Origin of the sequence: Phycicoccus sp. Soil803, assembly GCF_001429685.1 — a bacterium.
Classification (GTDB): Bacteria; Actinomycetota; Actinomycetes; order Actinomycetales; family Dermatophilaceae; genus Pedococcus.
In genome coordinates, this window is record NZ_LMST01000001.1 from 961,186 (window position 1) to 975,917 (window position 14,732).

At 71.4% G+C, this 14,732-nt stretch carries 16 protein-coding genes and 1 tRNA gene; 9 read left to right on the forward strand and 8 right to left on the reverse strand.

The window, feature by feature from the left end:
* Positions 1–208 precede the first annotated feature (208 nt).
* From eno to ASG95_RS04460, 4 genes are read left to right on the forward strand one after another with little or no spacing between them, the layout of a single operon-like run.
* A complete protein-coding gene (gene eno / locus ASG95_RS04445; RefSeq protein WP_057376710.1) occupies positions 209–1,498 on the forward strand; it encodes a phosphopyruvate hydratase in 1,290 nt (429 codons plus the stop codon).
* A 23-nt stretch (positions 1,499–1,521) separates the two neighbouring features.
* Positions 1,522–2,205: a septum formation initiator family protein gene (locus tag ASG95_RS04450; protein ID WP_057376711.1), complete on the forward strand. Its 684-nt coding sequence runs from the start codon at positions 1,522–1,524 to the stop codon at positions 2,203–2,205.
* On the forward strand, positions 2,202–2,717 hold the full coding sequence (locus tag ASG95_RS04455) for a DUF501 domain-containing protein (protein WP_057376712.1): 516 nt from the start codon (positions 2,202–2,204) through the stop codon (positions 2,715–2,717). The genes ASG95_RS04450 and ASG95_RS04455 overlap by 4 nt, the downstream gene beginning before the upstream one ends.
* A 16-nt stretch (positions 2,718–2,733) precedes the next feature.
* On the forward strand, positions 2,734–3,690 hold the full coding sequence (locus tag ASG95_RS04460; protein WP_057378716.1) for a Ppx/GppA phosphatase family protein: 957 nt from the start codon (positions 2,734–2,736) through the stop codon (positions 3,688–3,690).
* Here ASG95_RS04460 and ASG95_RS04465 read toward each other — a convergent pair.
* Positions 3,676–4,317, reverse strand: a complete 642-nt coding sequence (locus tag ASG95_RS04465; RefSeq protein ID WP_235543358.1) for a TetR/AcrR family transcriptional regulator — start codon at positions 4,315–4,317, stop codon at positions 3,676–3,678. The genes ASG95_RS04460 and ASG95_RS04465 overlap by 15 nt on opposite strands.
* Positions 4,318–4,369: 52 nt before the next feature.
* Here ASG95_RS04465 and ASG95_RS04470 point away from each other — a divergent pair, with 52 nt between their 5' ends.
* Both ASG95_RS04470 and ASG95_RS04475 read left to right on the forward strand, forming a co-directional pair.
* Complete coding sequence (locus ASG95_RS04470; RefSeq protein ID WP_057376714.1) at positions 4,370–5,869, forward strand: NAD(P)/FAD-dependent oxidoreductase; 1,500 nt, start codon at positions 4,370–4,372, stop codon at positions 5,867–5,869.
* Positions 5,853–6,710: an SDR family oxidoreductase gene (locus ASG95_RS04475; RefSeq protein WP_057376715.1), complete on the forward strand. Its 858-nt coding sequence runs from the start codon at positions 5,853–5,855 to the stop codon at positions 6,708–6,710. Before ASG95_RS04470 ends, ASG95_RS04475 begins: the two co-directional genes overlap by 17 nt.
* Before the next feature lie 153 nt (positions 6,711–6,863).
* Here ASG95_RS04475 and ASG95_RS04480 read toward each other — a convergent pair whose 3' ends face one another.
* From ASG95_RS04480 to ASG95_RS04495, 4 genes are read right to left on the reverse strand one after another with little or no spacing between them, the layout of a single operon-like run.
* A complete protein-coding gene (locus ASG95_RS04480; RefSeq protein ID WP_157581728.1) occupies positions 6,864–7,193 on the reverse strand; it encodes a hypothetical protein in 330 nt (109 codons plus the stop codon).
* 13 nt (positions 7,194–7,206) lie between these two features.
* Positions 7,207–7,509 (reverse strand): hypothetical protein, encoded by a 303-nt coding sequence (locus ASG95_RS04485; RefSeq protein ID WP_200961870.1) that lies wholly within the window; start codon positions 7,507–7,509, stop codon positions 7,207–7,209.
* Positions 7,506–9,095 (reverse strand): radical SAM protein, encoded by a 1,590-nt coding sequence (locus ASG95_RS04490; protein WP_369820356.1) that lies wholly within the window; start codon positions 9,093–9,095, stop codon positions 7,506–7,508. Before ASG95_RS04490 ends, ASG95_RS04485 begins: the two co-directional genes overlap by 4 nt.
* Positions 9,092–9,925 carry a prolipoprotein diacylglyceryl transferase gene (locus ASG95_RS04495; RefSeq protein ID WP_235543360.1) on the reverse strand — a complete coding sequence of 278 codons (834 nt, stop codon included), beginning with the start codon at positions 9,923–9,925 and terminating at the stop codon, positions 9,092–9,094. Before ASG95_RS04495 ends, ASG95_RS04490 begins: the two co-directional genes overlap by 4 nt.
* Before the next feature lie 51 nt (positions 9,926–9,976).
* On the opposite strand from ASG95_RS04495, the gene ASG95_RS04500 reads away from it, so the two are divergent.
* Positions 9,977–10,054: transfer RNA gene (locus ASG95_RS04500), tRNA-Leu, on the forward strand.
* A gap of 78 nt (positions 10,055–10,132) precedes the next feature.
* On the opposite strand, the gene ASG95_RS04505 is transcribed toward ASG95_RS04500, so the two are convergent.
* Together ASG95_RS04505 and ASG95_RS04510 are read right to left on the reverse strand one after the other, a co-directional pair.
* Positions 10,133–10,909, reverse strand: a complete 777-nt coding sequence (locus ASG95_RS04505; RefSeq protein WP_057376717.1) for a hypothetical protein — start codon at positions 10,907–10,909, stop codon at positions 10,133–10,135.
* 199 nt (positions 10,910–11,108) lie between these two features.
* Positions 11,109–12,227, reverse strand: coding sequence for an endonuclease/exonuclease/phosphatase family protein (locus ASG95_RS04510; RefSeq protein ID WP_057378719.1), 1,119 nt, complete (start codon positions 12,225–12,227; stop codon positions 11,109–11,111).
* Between the two features lie 160 nt (positions 12,228–12,387).
* On the opposite strand from ASG95_RS04510, the gene ASG95_RS04515 reads away from it, so the two are divergent.
* Both ASG95_RS04515 and ASG95_RS04520 read left to right on the forward strand, forming a co-directional pair.
* Positions 12,388–13,257, forward strand: coding sequence for a Bax inhibitor-1/YccA family protein (locus tag ASG95_RS04515; RefSeq protein ID WP_057376718.1), 870 nt, complete (start codon positions 12,388–12,390; stop codon positions 13,255–13,257).
* A gap of 52 nt (positions 13,258–13,309) precedes the next feature.
* A complete protein-coding gene (locus ASG95_RS04520; RefSeq protein ID WP_235543368.1) occupies positions 13,310–13,540 on the forward strand; it encodes a hypothetical protein in 231 nt (76 codons plus the stop codon).
* Positions 13,541–13,607: 67 nt separating this feature from the next.
* On the opposite strand, the gene ASG95_RS04525 is transcribed toward ASG95_RS04520, so the two are convergent.
* Positions 13,608–14,663 carry a DUF695 domain-containing protein gene (locus ASG95_RS04525; RefSeq protein ID WP_057376720.1) on the reverse strand — a complete coding sequence of 352 codons (1,056 nt, stop codon included), beginning with the start codon at positions 14,661–14,663 and terminating at the stop codon, positions 13,608–13,610.
* Between the last annotated feature and the right edge of the window lie 69 nt (positions 14,664–14,732).

The window sequence follows — 14,732 nt, forward strand, 5'->3', positions numbered from 1 at the left end:
TCGGCTTCACCCCGGAACGTTTCCGGGGTGAAGCCGACCAAAGTCCCTAGACCCGATAAAGCTGTGACAACCGCGAGGTATGCCGCGGGGCGGGCTCCACGGGGTACGTCCACGGTGCGGGTCGGTCGTCGCTGGGCGGGGTGCGGGCGGGTAGCCTCGGACCGTATCTGTCCGGCACCGTCTGTTCAGCAATCCGATGGAGAAGTCTGTGGCCACCATTGACGCAGTAGGCGCTCGCGAGATCCTCGACTCGCGCGGCAACCCGACGGTGGAGGTCGAGGTGGCCCTCGACGACGGCACCATCGCCCGCGCCGCCGTTCCCTCCGGTGCCTCGACGGGCGCCTTCGAGGCGGTCGAGCGTCGTGACGGCGACAAGAACCGCTACCTCGGCAAGGGTGTCGAGCAGGCCGTGGACGCCGTCCTCGACGAGATCAACCCCAAGCTCGTGGGCTACGAGGCCAGCGAGCAGCGCCTCATCGACGGCGTGATGCTCGGGCTCGACGGCACCGACAACAAGGGCAAGCTCGGCGCCAACGCCATCCTCGGCGTCTCGCTCGCGGTGGCCAAGGCCGCTGCGGAGTCGGCCGGCCTGCCGCTGTTCCGCTACCTCGGCGGACCGAACGCCCACGTCCTGCCCGTGCCGATGATGAACATCCTCAACGGCGGCAGCCACGCCGACTCCAACGTCGACGTCCAGGAGTTCATGATCGCGCCGATCGGCGCCGAGACCTTCCGCGAGGCGCTGCGCTGGGGCGCGGAGGTCTACCACGCGCTCAAGGGTGTGCTCAAGGAGCGCGGGCTGGCGACCGGCCTCGGCGACGAGGGTGGCTTCGCGCCCAACCTCGAGTCCAACCGCGCGGCGCTCGACCTCATCCTCGAGGCGATCGAGAAGGCCGGCTACCAGGCCGGCACCCAGATCGCGCTGGCCCTCGACGTCGCGGCGAGCGAGTTCCACAACGAGGACGGCACCTACCAGTTCGAGGGTGCTGCCAAGAGCTCTGCCGAGATGGTCGACTACTACGCCGACCTCGTCGACTCCTACCCGCTGGTGTCCATCGAGGACCCGCTCAACGAGGAGGACTGGGACGGCTGGAAGGCCATGACCAACCGCCTCGGCGACCGGGTGCAGCTCGTCGGCGACGACCTGTTCGTCACCAACCCGGTGCGTCTGCTGCGGGGCATCGAGTCGGGCACCGCGAACGCCCTCCTGGTCAAGGTCAACCAGATCGGCTCGCTGACCGAGACCCTCGACGCCGTCGACCTGGCCCACCGCAGCGGCTACCGCTGCATGATGAGCCACCGCTCGGGCGAGACCGAGGACGTCACCATCGCCGACCTCGCCGTCGCGACCAACTGCGGGCAGATCAAGACCGGTGCGCCCGCCCGGTCCGAGCGGGTCGCCAAGTACAACCAGCTGCTGCGCATCGAGGAGGAGCTCGACGACGCCGCGGTCTACGCCGGCGCCGGCGCCTTCCCGCGGTTCTCGGCACAGGCCTGACGGCTGGCTGGCAGGGGCTGACCATGGCCGACTCGGGACACCGCACGGACGGGCAGGACAAGCCCGTCCGGCAGCCCAGCACGCCCGCCCGGAAGGCAGCCCCTCGCTCGACGACGCCTCGCACGACCACGCCACGCAGCGGCACCGGGCGACCGGGCACGGCCCGCGCTGCGTCGGCGCGCCCCGGAGCCGGCCCCGGTCGCTCCCGCGCCACCGCCTCGGGGGCGGCCCGCAAGGTGGCCGGGTCGCCGATCCCGCCCGAGCGGCGCAGCTCCCGCGGGGTGATGCGGGTGGTCGTGCTCGCCTCGATCTTCGTGCTCCTGGCCGTCACGCTTGTCCCGACGCTGCGCTCCTACCTGCGCCAGCAGGGCGAGATCGACGCCCTGCGCGGCCAGGTCAGCCAGCAGCGCCAGGGCGTCAGCGACCTGCAGAAGGAACAGGCCCGCTGGAACGACGACGCCTACGTCATGCAGCAGGCCCGCGAGCGGCTCAAGTTCGTGAAGGTCGGTGAGAAGTCCTACACCGTGATCGACGGCAAGCCCTCGGCCAAGGCCCTGCCCGGGGTGGCCACGGCCCCCGCGGCGTCGAGCGACCACCCCTGGTACGGCCAGCTGTGGGAGTCGGTGCAGGTCGCCGACGCCGGTCCTGCCGCGACCGGCTCGACCGGCTCGCCCGGGTCGACCGGCTCGACCACCCCCGCCAAGTGAGCGACCAGCCGACCCAGGCCGACCTCGACGCGGTGCAGGCCCAGCTGGGTCGGGTCCCGCGGGGCGTTGCCGCCGTGGCCCACCGCTGCCCCTGCGGGCACCCCGACGTGCTCAAGACCGAGCCGCGCCTCCCGGACGGCACGCCGTTCCCCACGACCTTCTACGCGACCTGCCCCAAGCTGACCGGCGCGATCTCCACCCTCGAGTCCACCGGGCTGATGAAGGAGATGAGTGACCGCCTCGCCGACGACCCCGAGCTCGCGGCCGCCTACGCCGCGGCGCACGAGGACTACCTGACCCGGCGCGCCGAGCTCGGCCACGTCGAGGAGATCGAGGGCGTCTCCGCAGGCGGCATGCCGACCCGCGTGAAGTGCCTGCACGTGCTGGTGGGCCACTCGCTGGCCGTCGGCCCGGGGGTGAACCCGCTCGGTGACGAGGCGCTGGCCCGGCTCGACGACTGGTGGGCGGCAGGCTCCTGCGTGCCTGCGCCGGCTCCCGATGGCGAGGCGTGAGCGCGTCATGGGTGCGGTGACCCGCGTCGGCGCGGTCGACTGCGGCACGAACTCGATTCGCCTGCTCGTCGCCGACGTCGACCCGGAGCGCGGCACGCTCGTCGACGTCGTGCGTCGCATGGAGGTGGTGCGGCTCGGCTACGGCGTCGACCGCACCGGCCGGATCGACCCCGTCGCCATGGAGCGCACCCTGGCGATGGCCGGTGAGTATGCCGCGCAGTGCCGCCAGGTGGGCGCGGAGCGGGTCCGCTTCGTGGCCACGTCCGCGTCGCGGGATGCGTCGAACGCCGATGAGTTCGTGGTCGGCGTGCGAGCAGCCTTCTCCCACTACGGAATCGCGCCCGAGGTCATCTCGGGGGACGAGGAGGCCGCGCTCTCGTTCCGGGGCGCCACGGGCCAGCTGCGCGCACGCGGCATACCCGGTCCCTATCTGGTGGTGGACCTCGGTGGTGGGTCGACGGAGTTCGTCCGCGGCACGGAGACGGTCGAGGCGGCGCGCTCGGTCGACATCGGGTGCGTGCGGATGACCGAGCGGCACCTGCAGTCCGACCCGCCGACGCACGCCGAGATCGCGGCGGCGGTCCGCGACATCAACGCCGCGATCGACAGTGCCGCCGAGGTGGTCGACTTCGCCGGGGTCGGGGCGCTCGTCGGCCTGGCCGGCAGCGTCACCACGATCACCGCCCACGCGCTCGGCCTGACCGCCTACGACCCGGTGCGGATCCACCTCACCGAGCTCGAGGCCGCCGACGTGCTGCGGGCCTGCGAGTCGTTGCTGCACATGCCGAGGGCGGAGCGGGCGGCCCTGGGCTTCATGCACCCCGGCCGGGTCGACGTCATCGGGGCCGGGGCCCTGGTCTGGCACGAGGTGGTGCGCCGACTGGCCGGTCTGGGGGTGCACCGGGTGATCACCTCGGAGCACGACATCCTCGACGGGATCGCGCTGTCGACCGCTGACTCAGCCGGGGAGTAGGGCATCGAGCCCGGCCCACACGGTCGACACGACGATGTCGGTCGCCTCCTGCGTCGAGACCCCGGGGCGGCGGGTGCGCCACACGGCGACCCGCTCGCACGCGCCGATGATCACCTCGACGTAGCCCTCGAGCAGCCGGTCGGGCACCCCCGCGAGGGCCGGAGCCTTGCGGAAGGTGGCCATCGTCGCCGCGGACTGCTGCTCGCGGATGCTCTCGATGAGCGGGCTGGCCTGCGACGCGACCGCCCCCTCCTGCTGGATGAGGACGAAGGCGTTGGCGTGCTCGTCGATGAACTCGAAGAACGCGCGGACCCCGGCCCGGAACACCACCTCGAGCGGTGCCTCTGCGCCGACTTCCTGCCAGGCCGCCTCGGTCGCCACCCGCAGCTGGGTGCGCGCGCGGGTGATGCAGGCCGAGAGGAGGCCCTCTTTGGAGCCGAAGTACTCGTAGATCAGCGGCTTGGTGACCCCCACCCGCTCGGCGATGTCCTCCATGGTGGTCGCCTGGAACCCCCGCTCCGCGAAGACCTCCTCGGCGATCCGCAGGATCTGCTCCTCGCGCTGGGCGCGCGGCATCCGCACCCGCGGTGCGGGAGGGGCGATCGGCGGCTGGGGACTCGGCGGCACGTGGCCACTCTACCCCGGCTGCGACCGAACTTACTGATGGTAAGTTGACGGCATGGCGACACCTCACCACCGGGTGGTCATCGTCGGCACCGGGTTCTCCGGGCTCGGCATGGCGATCCGCCTCGCCCAGCGCGGCGACCACGACTACGTCGTCCTGGAGAAGGCCGACGAGGTCGGCGGCACGTGGCGCGACAACCGCTACCCGGGCTGCGCCTGCGACGTCCCGTCGCGGCTCTACTCCTTCTCGTTCGCCCAGTTCCCGCGGTGGTCCCGCGACTTCGCGACGGCCGACGAGATCTGGTCCTACCTGCGCCTGGTGGCCGACCGGTATGCCGTGCGCGACCGGATCGAGTTCGGTGCCGACCTGCGTGCGGCCGAGTTCGACGAGACGACCGGGCGCTGGACGCTGACCGCCGGCGACGGTCGCCAGTGGACCTGCGACGCTCTCGTCCTCGGCGCCGGAGCGCTGCACGAGCCGAGGCTCCCTGACATCGAGGGGCTCGAGTCGTTCGCCGGCGAGCTGGCCCACACGGCGCGGTGGCCCGAGGGCACCGAGCTGGCGGGTCGGCGGGTCGGCGTCGTCGGCACCGGGGCGAGCGCGGTGCAGGTGGTCCCCAAGGTCGCCCCGGTCGCCACCCACACGACGGTCTTCCAGCGCACTGCCGCGTGGACGATGACCAAGCACGACCAGGAGTGGAGCCCCACGCGTCAGCGGCTCTTCGCGCGCTGGCCGGCCCTGCAGCGGCTGGTGCGCTGGCGGACCTACTGGTCGCTGGAGGCCAGGGCGCCGCTGTTCGTGCGGCTCCCGGGGTTGGCGCGGTTCGTCGAGCGGATCGCGCTGCGCGAGCTGGCCGCCGCGGTCCCCGACCCCGAGACGCGGGCCGCTCTGACCCCCGACTACCGGATCGGCTGCAAGCGGATCCTGCTGTCCAACGACTACTGGCCGGCCTTCGCCCGCCCCGACGTGAGCCTCGTGACCGACCCGATCGTGCGCGTCGAGCCCGACGCCGTGGTCACGGCCGACGGCACCCGGCACGAGGTCGACGTGCTCGTCCTCGGCACCGGCTTCGACCTGAACGGCAGCACCGACCGCATCGACATCCGGGGCCTCGGCGGTCGCACCCTCGCCGACGCCTGGAGCGGCGGGATGCACACCAACCTCGGCATCACGGTGGCCGGCTTCCCGGAGCTCTACCTGCTGCTCGGCCCGAACACCGGGCTCGGCCACAACAGCGTCGTCACGATGATCGAGTTCGCGACCGACTACGTGCTGAAGGCGATCGACCGGGGCGCGGCCGGCCCGCACGTGACCACCAGACGGGCACAGGACGCCTTCACCCGCGAGATGGTGCGACGCTCCCGCCACACGATCTGGGCCACCGGGTGCCGCAGCTGGTACCTCGACGAGTTCGGCAACAACACCGCCCTGTGGCCGGGATCGACCCTCGGCTACTGGCTCCGCACCCGCAGGCTGGACGACTCCCAGTTCGAGACGGTCAGCCCCGGACGCCACTCCCCAGCGAAGGAATCCGTTGATGCGCAAGGCATTTGAGCCCAAGGTCTCGATCGTCACGGGCGCCGCCTCCGGCATCGGACGCGCCATCGCCGCCGAGCTGGTCGCCCGCGGGAGCCACGTCGTGGTCGCCGACCTCGACGCAGCCGGGGCGGCCCGGGCGGCTGACGAGCTGGGACCCTCGGCCAGCGCTGCCACGCTCGACGTCGCGGACGCGGCCGCGGTCACCGCCCTCGTCCGCAGCGTCGCCGCCGAGCACGGCCGGCTCGACGTCGTGGTCAACAACGCGGGCGTCGCCATCGGCGGCCTGCTCGAGGAGCTCGACGAGCGGCACTGGGCCAAGGCCCTCGACGTCAACCTGCGCGGCGTGGTCAACGGGGTCACGGCGGCATACGAGGTGATGCGCCCGCAGGGCAGCGGTCACATCCTCAACACCGCCTCCCTCGCCGGACTCATCCCGGCCCCGGCGATGCTGCCCTACACGACCACCAAGCACGCCGTGGTGGGGCTCTCGACGGCGCTGCGCGCCGAGGCCGCGAGCCAGGGCGTGCAGGTGAGCGTGCTGTGCCCCGGCTTCGTCGACACCCCGCTGCTCGACGACGTGTATGCCGCGCCCGACAGCTTCGGGGGCAGCAGCGTCCGGGCACGGGTCCGGCTGCTGCAGCCGAAGTTCCTCACGGCGGAGCAGACCGCGAAGCGGGCGGTGGACGGCCTCGCCGCCAACAAGGCCGTCATCCCGGTGGGGTTCCTCGCGCACGCCATGTGGCGCCTGCTGCGCTACGCACCGCCGGTGGCCCGAGCGGTCATCCAGGGCCAGGCGACCGGCCACCGCCGGCTGAACGAACGCGCCGCCGCCAAGGCCGCCAAGTCCCGCCGCTGAGGCGGACCGCCAGGAAAATCGGCCAACTGCCCGACTCCACGGGCTCACGCGCGCGGATCGGCCGGAAAATCGGCCAACTGCCCGACTCCACGGGCTCACGCGCGCGGATCGGCCGGAAGATCGGCCAACTGCCCGACTCCACGAAGGCGGGGGTCAGGAGTTGGGGTTGCCGAGCCCGGCCAGCAGGACGATGCACGCACCGGCCGCCAGGACGAAGAGGATCGCCAGGCCCGCCAGGATGCCGACGACGATGAAGCGCGTGCTCTCCCGCACGAGTCCCAGGATCCCCGTTGCCAGCAGGCCGATGCTCATGCCGAAGGTGGCGAGGCCGCTCAGCTCGCCCGGCACGTTCAGCTCGTTGCCGACCACCGAGGGGAGGGACACCAGGAGGCCCGCGAGGAACAGCACCGGGATGCACAGAGCCACCCCGATCCAGAACCTCGCGACGTTGGAGAGTCTCCGCCGCCGGGCTGGCTGTGTCATGTGCGTGTCCCCTTCAGTCGATCCAGACGTAGATGCCGACACCCGCCGCGGCGGCGAGCACGGTGAGGTAGAGCAGGACCAGTCGGGTGTCGCCGAGCTTGCAGCGCGAGCGCAGTAGGCCAGCCCGCCGGGCCCTGGCGTAGCCGACGATGGCCAGCACGGAGAAGCCGAGCAGCGCCACCGGACCCAGCACCCACCCCAGCAGCGCGACCGTGGCGAAGACGCACAGCCGCAGCGGGTCGAAGGGCGCGGTCGGCTGGTGACCGGGCGGTGCGGCGTGCGGCGGCGCGACCTGCCGGGGGTCGGGGCCGGTCATGGCGTGGCCTTCGTCGCGGCGAGCGGGAGGCCCACGGCGGTCGAGATCCGTTGCCGTGACAGGGGTGCCCACGCCTGCACCGCGCAGAACGGCGCGCACTGGTGACCGCCGTCGTCGCTCACCGTGGCCACGTGGACGCAGCACTGTGTCAGGCGCTCCTCGATCATCGTGTTCATGTCCATGAACGGCTTCACGGTGATCCGCAGGACGCGCTCTCCCAGCAGGGCGCGGAGCTTCTCGCGCTGACCCGGGAGCTTGCCCGCGGCCAGGGTCGCGAGGGTGCCGATGCCCAGATCGCACCCGCTGCAGACGTCGCGCCAGATGCCGGCCATCGAGGGGTGCGACAGCGACGACTGCTCTGACAGCAGGTCGAGCAGCGACTGCTTGACAGCCGAGCGGAGCGATGCGGGGAGCGCGTCGTCGGCGATCCGGTTCGCGAGCACGTCGGGCTCGAGGTCGAGCCATTCCTTGAGCCGCTCGTTCCCCACGAGCGAGACCAGCGAGCGCCACGTCCCCGAGTCGTCACGCAGGAGGTAGCCCACCGAGCAGCAGTGCGGGTGGGAGCAGGGCAGCGCGGTCAGGTCGCGCCAGGACACCTGCCCGGCCGTCTGGCCCTCGAGCCGGGCGAGGACGCCGGTGTGGGTGAGCCGGTCGTGCGGGTCGATGCCGGTGCTGCGACCGGAGCCGAAGACCGGCTGGATCGTCACGCCACCGACGTAGGGGGTGTCGAGGGCGCGCTTGACCACGAACCCGATCTCGTCGTCGTTGACGCCCAGCGCGGCGGTCATCGTCAGGGTGGTGAAGATGCCCTCTCCGGACAGGCGGTCGATCGCCCGCTCCTTGAACCGCCTGATGTCGGCGCCGCGGTGGTGGGTGGAGGCCCGGGCCGACTCGCCGTCGTACTGCAGGTAGACCTCGACCCGGTCGCGGTGCCGGCGCAGGAGGTCGAGGAGTGCGTCGTCCTTGGCGATGGCGATACCGTTGGTGTTCACCAGGACTCGCACGATCGGCCTGGTCGCCACGGCGTCGAGCAGCTCGGCCAGCCACGGGTAGAGGGTGGGCTCGCCACCGCTGAGCATCAACACGTCGATCCGGCCGTTCTCGCGGGACAGCCGGGCATCGACCGAGGCGAGCACCTGGTCGAGCGGCACGACCGACGCGAGGGCCGGAGCCGACGCGGCGAAGCAGGTCGGGCACTTGAGGTTGCAGTGGTCGAGCAGGTCCTCGAGCAGGATGCAGGTGTGCTGGGTCTGCATCTCGGGCAGCCCGTAGGCGTACGCAGCCGGCACCGGGGCGAAGTTCCCGGCCAGGTCGGGGGTGTGCACCTTGGTGGGCGCGGTCCACTGCTCGAGGTAGCTCAGGATCTCGGGCGACTCGTCGTAGAGGGTCCGCACCAGGCCGTGGGTCGTGCACCCGCGCTCCAGCCAGATCCGACCCTCGCGCTCCACGAGCCACCCGGACAGGCGGTGCACCTCGGTGAGCGGGCGGTCGGGCCGTTCCTCATGGCACAGGGGGCAGAAGGCGTTGACGTAACGGTGGATGCGGTCGCCACGCAACGGCATACCGGGTCCGGTGCGGGTGCTCACGCGACCACTGTCTCGTGCCGCAGCCCGCGGTAGGCGCCGCGACGCGCCTGCACCGCCACTCGCAGGAGGATCAACGGCACCGTCAGTGCGAGGAAGAGCTGCGGGCGGGTCAGCCCCAGCCAGGCGATCTCGTTGCCCCTGACGTACTCGAGGAAGAAGCGGGCGGTCCCGTAGGCACCGAGGTACCAGACCAGCAGCTCACCACTCGGCACCGGGCGGTGGCGCAGCCACCACCAGATGACCGCGAACGCGGCGACGTGGAAGACGATCTCGTAGACGAACGACGGGTGCAGCGGTATGCCGGCCGGCGCACCCGTGCGCGCCGCGGCCGCCTCGTCGAGGGTGATCCCCCACGACGTCCCGGTGGGGCTGCCGGGGCGCTCGGTGAGCAGGCAGCCCACCCGGCCCACGGCCATGCCGGCGGCGACCGCGGGGGCGAACAGATCGCCGGTGCGCGGTCGGTAGCCACTGAGGCGCTTGGCGACGTGCACCCCGGCCCATGCACCGACCAGGCCGCCGAGGATGCTGCGGTTGCCGTAGGCCCACTGCTCGGCCAACGACGCGTTCTGCCGCAGGTCGAGGTGCTGGAGCCAGGTGCCGAGGCGCATGAAGACCGCACCGCCGACGAGTCCGCCGGTGACCACGATGAGCAGGCGCTCGTCCGTCACCCCGCGCCGACGGGCCTCGGCCGCGAACACCGCCACGGCCGTCAGGACGCCGAGCGCGACGAACAGCGCGTGCGTGTCCATCCCGAACACCGTGGGCACCACCGACACCCCTCCCTTCCCGAGGTCGGGTGTGCCCGCACGCGTCATGGAGCGCGCTGCCACACCCGACTGAAGGGTGGCACGGATGGGACGCGCACGCGGCATACTTGGCCCGCCCCCGTGGCCCAACTGGCAGAGGCAGGCGACTTAAAATCGCCACAGGTGCGGGTTCGACCCCCGTCGGGGGCACCAGTCGCTCTCTCCCCGGTCGAGGTGTTCCGCGACCCGGATCCGGTGCTTGAACACCTCGACCGAGCAGAGCCGGATCGCTCAGTCCAGGGCGCAGTGGATCTTGCGGGCCTTCGCGGCCGCCGCCTCGTAGGCCTCGAGCTGCTTCTGCCCCGTCTTCCAGTTCTTGTGCCAGGCCGCGGTCGCCTGGGCCGGCGTGAGGTGACCCATCCGCAGCATCTCCATGTCGTGGACGTGGTGCTCCCAGGTCGTGACGGCGGGACGGGCGCGGGCCAGGGCCGTGTTGCGCGCCGAGATCGCGCTGACGCAGCTCTTGAGCGCCACCACCTGCCCATACGGGGCCGCGTTGGCCAGCGCAGGGTCCGGAGCCGGACAGCCCGTGCCGCTGGCCGCCAGCTCCTTGTCGGCGCGGCGGAAGTCGGCTGCGTTCTCGACGGCCTTGACCCGGGTCTCGTCCCAGAAGGTGGTGGCAACAGCCAGCGAGATCTTGCCCGCCACGAGCAGGTTCATGGCGTCGATGTGCTTGTCGAACTGTGCCAACGAGACGTCAGCTGCACTCAGTGGCGCCTGCTGTCGCAGGTTGGCCAACCGGCACCGCTCCGCCACGGCGGCCAGCGAGGTGGGGCCCCCTCTGGTTGCGCTGGTCTCGGCACCGGTCCTGACGGCGGTCGAGTCCCGACTGGTCTCACCCGGCTGCGCGGCGCTGGGTTGGGCATCGCGGGGACGGGGGCTCGCGGAGTCGCCCCGGAAGATGTCGCGCGTCAGGACGAATGGCAGGACCAGCGCGAAGATGCATGCCAGCACCAGGAAGAGGTCCCGTGCGACGCTGATGGTTGGGTGTTCGCCATTGAGGTTCATGGCCTGCTCACCTGCCTCCGAAGGGATCCCTTCGAGTTTGTGCCTCCTGGAGCGCGGGGGTCGTCGACCAACCGGATTAGTGGTTGTCATCCAAATGGTGGAAACGGCACCAACCGTGACGCGTGCCCCCCTTCTGGACTTTCCACGCGCTGAGATCTCCACCCGTGGAGCGACTTCGGGGGTGGCTGACCGCCGAGGTTCAGAGGTCGACGTCGGCCCAGATCGCGGCGTGGTCCGAGGCGGCGTCCTGCTCGCGGGTGAGCGTCGGGTACATCTCCCAGCGCCCCGAGGAGGTCCACACGCCCTTGCGGAAGACGCCCGACGCGGTGACGGCGGCGAAGACGGCCGGCGAGCAGAGGATGTAGTCGATCTTGTTGCCGGCCCGTCCGGTCGTGTAGGTGCCCGGCCAGCCGCCGTCGTCGAAGCTCGGGTGGGTGGCGATGTCCTTGAGGTCGGTGGGGGCTGCCGCCGAACCCACCAGCAGCGGCGCGAGCGGCGCGGAGTCCGGGGTGTCGTTGAGGTCGCCGAGGACGACGATGTTCGCGATCCCCTCCGCGCGTCGCGCCCGGTAGATCTCGGCCACGCGCTCGGCCTGGCGCTGGCGGCGCCGGTTGGAGTCGCGCGCGCTGCCGTACCCCTTGGACTTGAAGTGGTTGACCATCACCAGCAAGGTCGCGCCGCTGGGCAGGGCGACGGTGTACTCGGGACAGTCCCGCCCGAAGATCGGTCCGGCCAGGTCCGCGTCGTCGACGTGGCTCACGATCCGTTGGATCTCGTGGTCGCCACGCGTCATGACGCCGACGTCGATGCCGCGGTCGTCGTTGCCGTCGATGAGCATGATGTGGCCGTAGATGCGGTCGCTGATCGGGCGCAGCAGGTCGACGTTGAAGCGCTGCAACGCGATCCGGCTCTCCGCCTCCACCACCCCGAGCACGTCGGCCGCGACGTCGTGCACCACCTGCGCGGTGTGCCGGACCGCGAGCTCGGTCACGGCCTGGGTCTTGAGCTCGAGCCACCCGACCCAGTCGGGACGACCGTCCGCCACGACGATCATCCCGCCGGTCTTCGGTCGCGTGATGAGGCGACCGCGGTTCTGGCGGAGGATGACGTAGGTCCCGGAGTCCGCCTTCTCCAGTCCCAGCGCGACCAGCCACTTCACGATGTTGGCCTTGTCGGTCGCGGAGTATGCCGCGTGCTGGAGGGTGCGGGTCAGCTTGGCGTAGGTGTCGAGGAGGGTGCGGTGGGTCGCCCAGTCGTCGGCGGCGAGCAGCCGGGCGCGGTCGAACAGGTTCTCCACGTTGAAGCTCGCGATCCTCACCACACCAGAGTCCCGCGCCCGACGCCGGGGCACCAGTGGTCCGCGCCGGTCGGCTTCGCCGTCCACAGGGGTGTGGCCCGGGAACTTTCACCCCCGCTCCGCACGTAGTCTGGGGTGAGCGGCCGACCGCAGGGCCGCCCTTCGCCTCCAAGGAGACAGCATGGCCAGCAACCCGGTGTTCGACCGGATCGAGAAGGAGTCCAGGCAGGGCTATGCCGGGTTCGGTCGCAGCGGTGCGCCGACCCAGCAGCCGACGGCCGGCATGGTGTCCACGGACGGCATGACCAGCCAGCAGCTCCAGGACCTCTACAACCAGCCCTCCGCCGGGCCGGTCCAGACCAAGCGCCTCACCATCGACGACGTCGTGATGAAGACGACCGGCCTGTTCGCGGTCGTGCTGGTCATGGCCGTCGTGGGCTGGCGGCTCGCCCCCACCAGCTGGGGTCCGATCGCCGTCTTCGGCGGGATCGCCTTCACCCTGGTCGTGGGCTTGGTCATCGCGTTCAAGAAGACCATCAGCGTGCCGTTGATCGTCCTCTACGCCATCGCCGAGGGCCTTTTCGTCGGCGCCATCAGCAACTACTACAGTCTCGCGTTCGACCCGCCGGAGCAGACCGACGTCTTCCGCGGGATCGTCGCGCAGGCCGTCATCGCGACGCTGTCGGTCTTCGCGGGCACGCTGCTGGCCTACAAGACCGGCATCATCAAGGTCACCGCCAAGTTCCGCCGCATCGTCACCATGGCCGTGATCGGCTACGCGATCTTCGCCCTGGTGAACTTCCTCTACGCCGTGATCGGCAACCACGCCTTCGGCATCGGCGGGACCGGCGCCCTGGGCATCGGCATCTCGCTCTTCGCGATCGGTCTGGCCGCTGCCATGCTCGCAGTCGACTTCGACTCGATCGACCGGGCCATCGCCGCCGGCGCGCCGGAGAAGTACTCCTGGCTGCTCGCCCACGGCCTGATCGTCACCTTGGTCTGGCTCTACCTCGAGATCCTGCGTCTGCTCGGGCGTCTGCGCAGCAACTAGCGTGACCCCGAGATCGCCTGTTCCGCAGGAGGTTTCGGCCGAACTGCAACGCGTGGTCCGGCGGTGGCAACAGCTACCGCTGGACCACGCGCTGGCATGGGCGCCGAGCGTCCGGAGCCTGCTCGACGACCTCGCAGGTCCCCGAGGACCGGTCCCCGACCTCGGCCCGGCGGTCCTGATGGACCAGCTGACCGTCCTGGTCTACGACGTGTGTGAGGCAGGCGGCGGAGCCACGGCCGACCTGACCTCGCGGCTGGCCGACCTGCGCCGCGAGCTCGCCTGACCGGCATACGCGGACGGCTCGCCGGGTGGTCCCCGCGAGTCGTGGGCAAGATCGTGGGCGCCGTCGCTCAGGTGCGCAGGTGGGCCACGTTCGACCACCCGGGGTCCGGAGTGACCCTGATCCGGACGTCCTGCGGCCACGGGTCGCACACCGCTGCGAGCGACGGCACCGCGTCGTCGGCGGTGGAGTCGAGGTAGACGTGCAGCAGCCGCACCCCCGCGTGGGACTGGTGGGCCACCACCCGACCGCTGTCGCTGAGCGCCCCGTTGATCGAGTCCTCGAGGGCGCGCAGCTCGGTCAACGCGTCCTGGCCGGGCAGCCCCGAGTCGGTCTGGTCGGAGTAGGGGACCGCGACCGCGGCGTGGGTGTCGAGGTCGGGCGCCGTGGCGGGGTGCAGCGGGATCTGGGCCATCGCCAGGATCGGGCCGCCGTCACCGGTGCCGTTGAGGATGGCCCAGTGTGGTTGGCCGTCCTCGTCGGTCGACTCGGCCTCGAGGTCTCGGACGACTGCCCGCAGCCCGGCGAGCCCGAACCCGTCCAGGGGCGGCACCACCGAGGGCGTCACCTCGCCGACCCAGAGCTCGACGCCGGTCTCGCCCAGGGCGGTGTCGAGGCCGAGGAACGTGATGGTGACCCGCGCGCGTTCGTCGAGCGCCTCGAATGCAGGATGGTGCACGGTCACGTCGATCCGTGATCCCTCGCGTCGGGCGCCCACCACGAGGTCTGCGAACGAGATGGTCTGGCCGCCCACCTCGAGGGTCATGGACTCGGGTTCGCGGTTGGCCTGCCGGGAGTCCGCGAACTCCCACGTGGCGTCGGCAGCAGGCGCGCCCCTGACCCACCGCCGGGCGGCGCCTCGAAGCGCCGCGTCTCCCTCGGGGCTGACCACCAGGCAGTGCTCGGCCTCGCGCCCGGGGCTGAGCTCCCACGCGAGTCCGGGGTGGACGGCCGAGACCCGACGGCTCATCGCCGCGACGAGGTCGTCGTTCGGGCGGCCCGCGATGCTGGCGTCTGCGAGCGCGCGACCCTCGGCGACCCACCAGTCCCAGAAGGCCGTCACCGACTCTCGCGAGCCCTGCCCGCCCTGGTCGTCACGGCCCTTCCTGCGGCTGAAGATCCCCATGGGCCCAGTCTTGCGGGCGCGGGCAGTCGAGAGGCCCGAAACCATGGATCCCGAGGGTGACGGGATCGG

Coding starts and splice junctions, on each gene's coding strand:
- ASG95_RS04515 (WP_057376718.1), top strand. CDS start 12,388: ATGGCCAGCAACCCGGTGTTCGACCGGATCGAGAAGGAGTCCAGGCAG.
- ASG95_RS04505 (WP_057376717.1), bottom strand. CDS start 10,909: ATGAACCTCAATGGCGAACACCCAACCATCAGCGTCGCACGGGACCTC.
- ASG95_RS04470 (WP_057376714.1), top strand. CDS start 4,370: ATGGCGACACCTCACCACCGGGTGGTCATCGTCGGCACCGGGTTCTCC.
- ASG95_RS04525 (WP_057376720.1), bottom strand. CDS start 14,663: ATGGGGATCTTCAGCCGCAGGAAGGGCCGTGACGACCAGGGCGGGCAG.
- ASG95_RS04480 (WP_157581728.1), bottom strand. CDS start 7,193: ATGACACAGCCAGCCCGGCGGCGGAGACTCTCCAACGTCGCGAGGTTC.
- ASG95_RS04450 (WP_057376711.1), top strand. CDS start 1,522: ATGGCCGACTCGGGACACCGCACGGACGGGCAGGACAAGCCCGTCCGG.
- ASG95_RS04485 (WP_200961870.1), bottom strand. CDS start 7,509: ATGACCGGCCCCGACCCCCGGCAGGTCGCGCCGCCGCACGCCGCACCG.
- ASG95_RS04475 (WP_057376715.1), top strand. CDS start 5,853: ATGCGCAAGGCATTTGAGCCCAAGGTCTCGATCGTCACGGGCGCCGCC.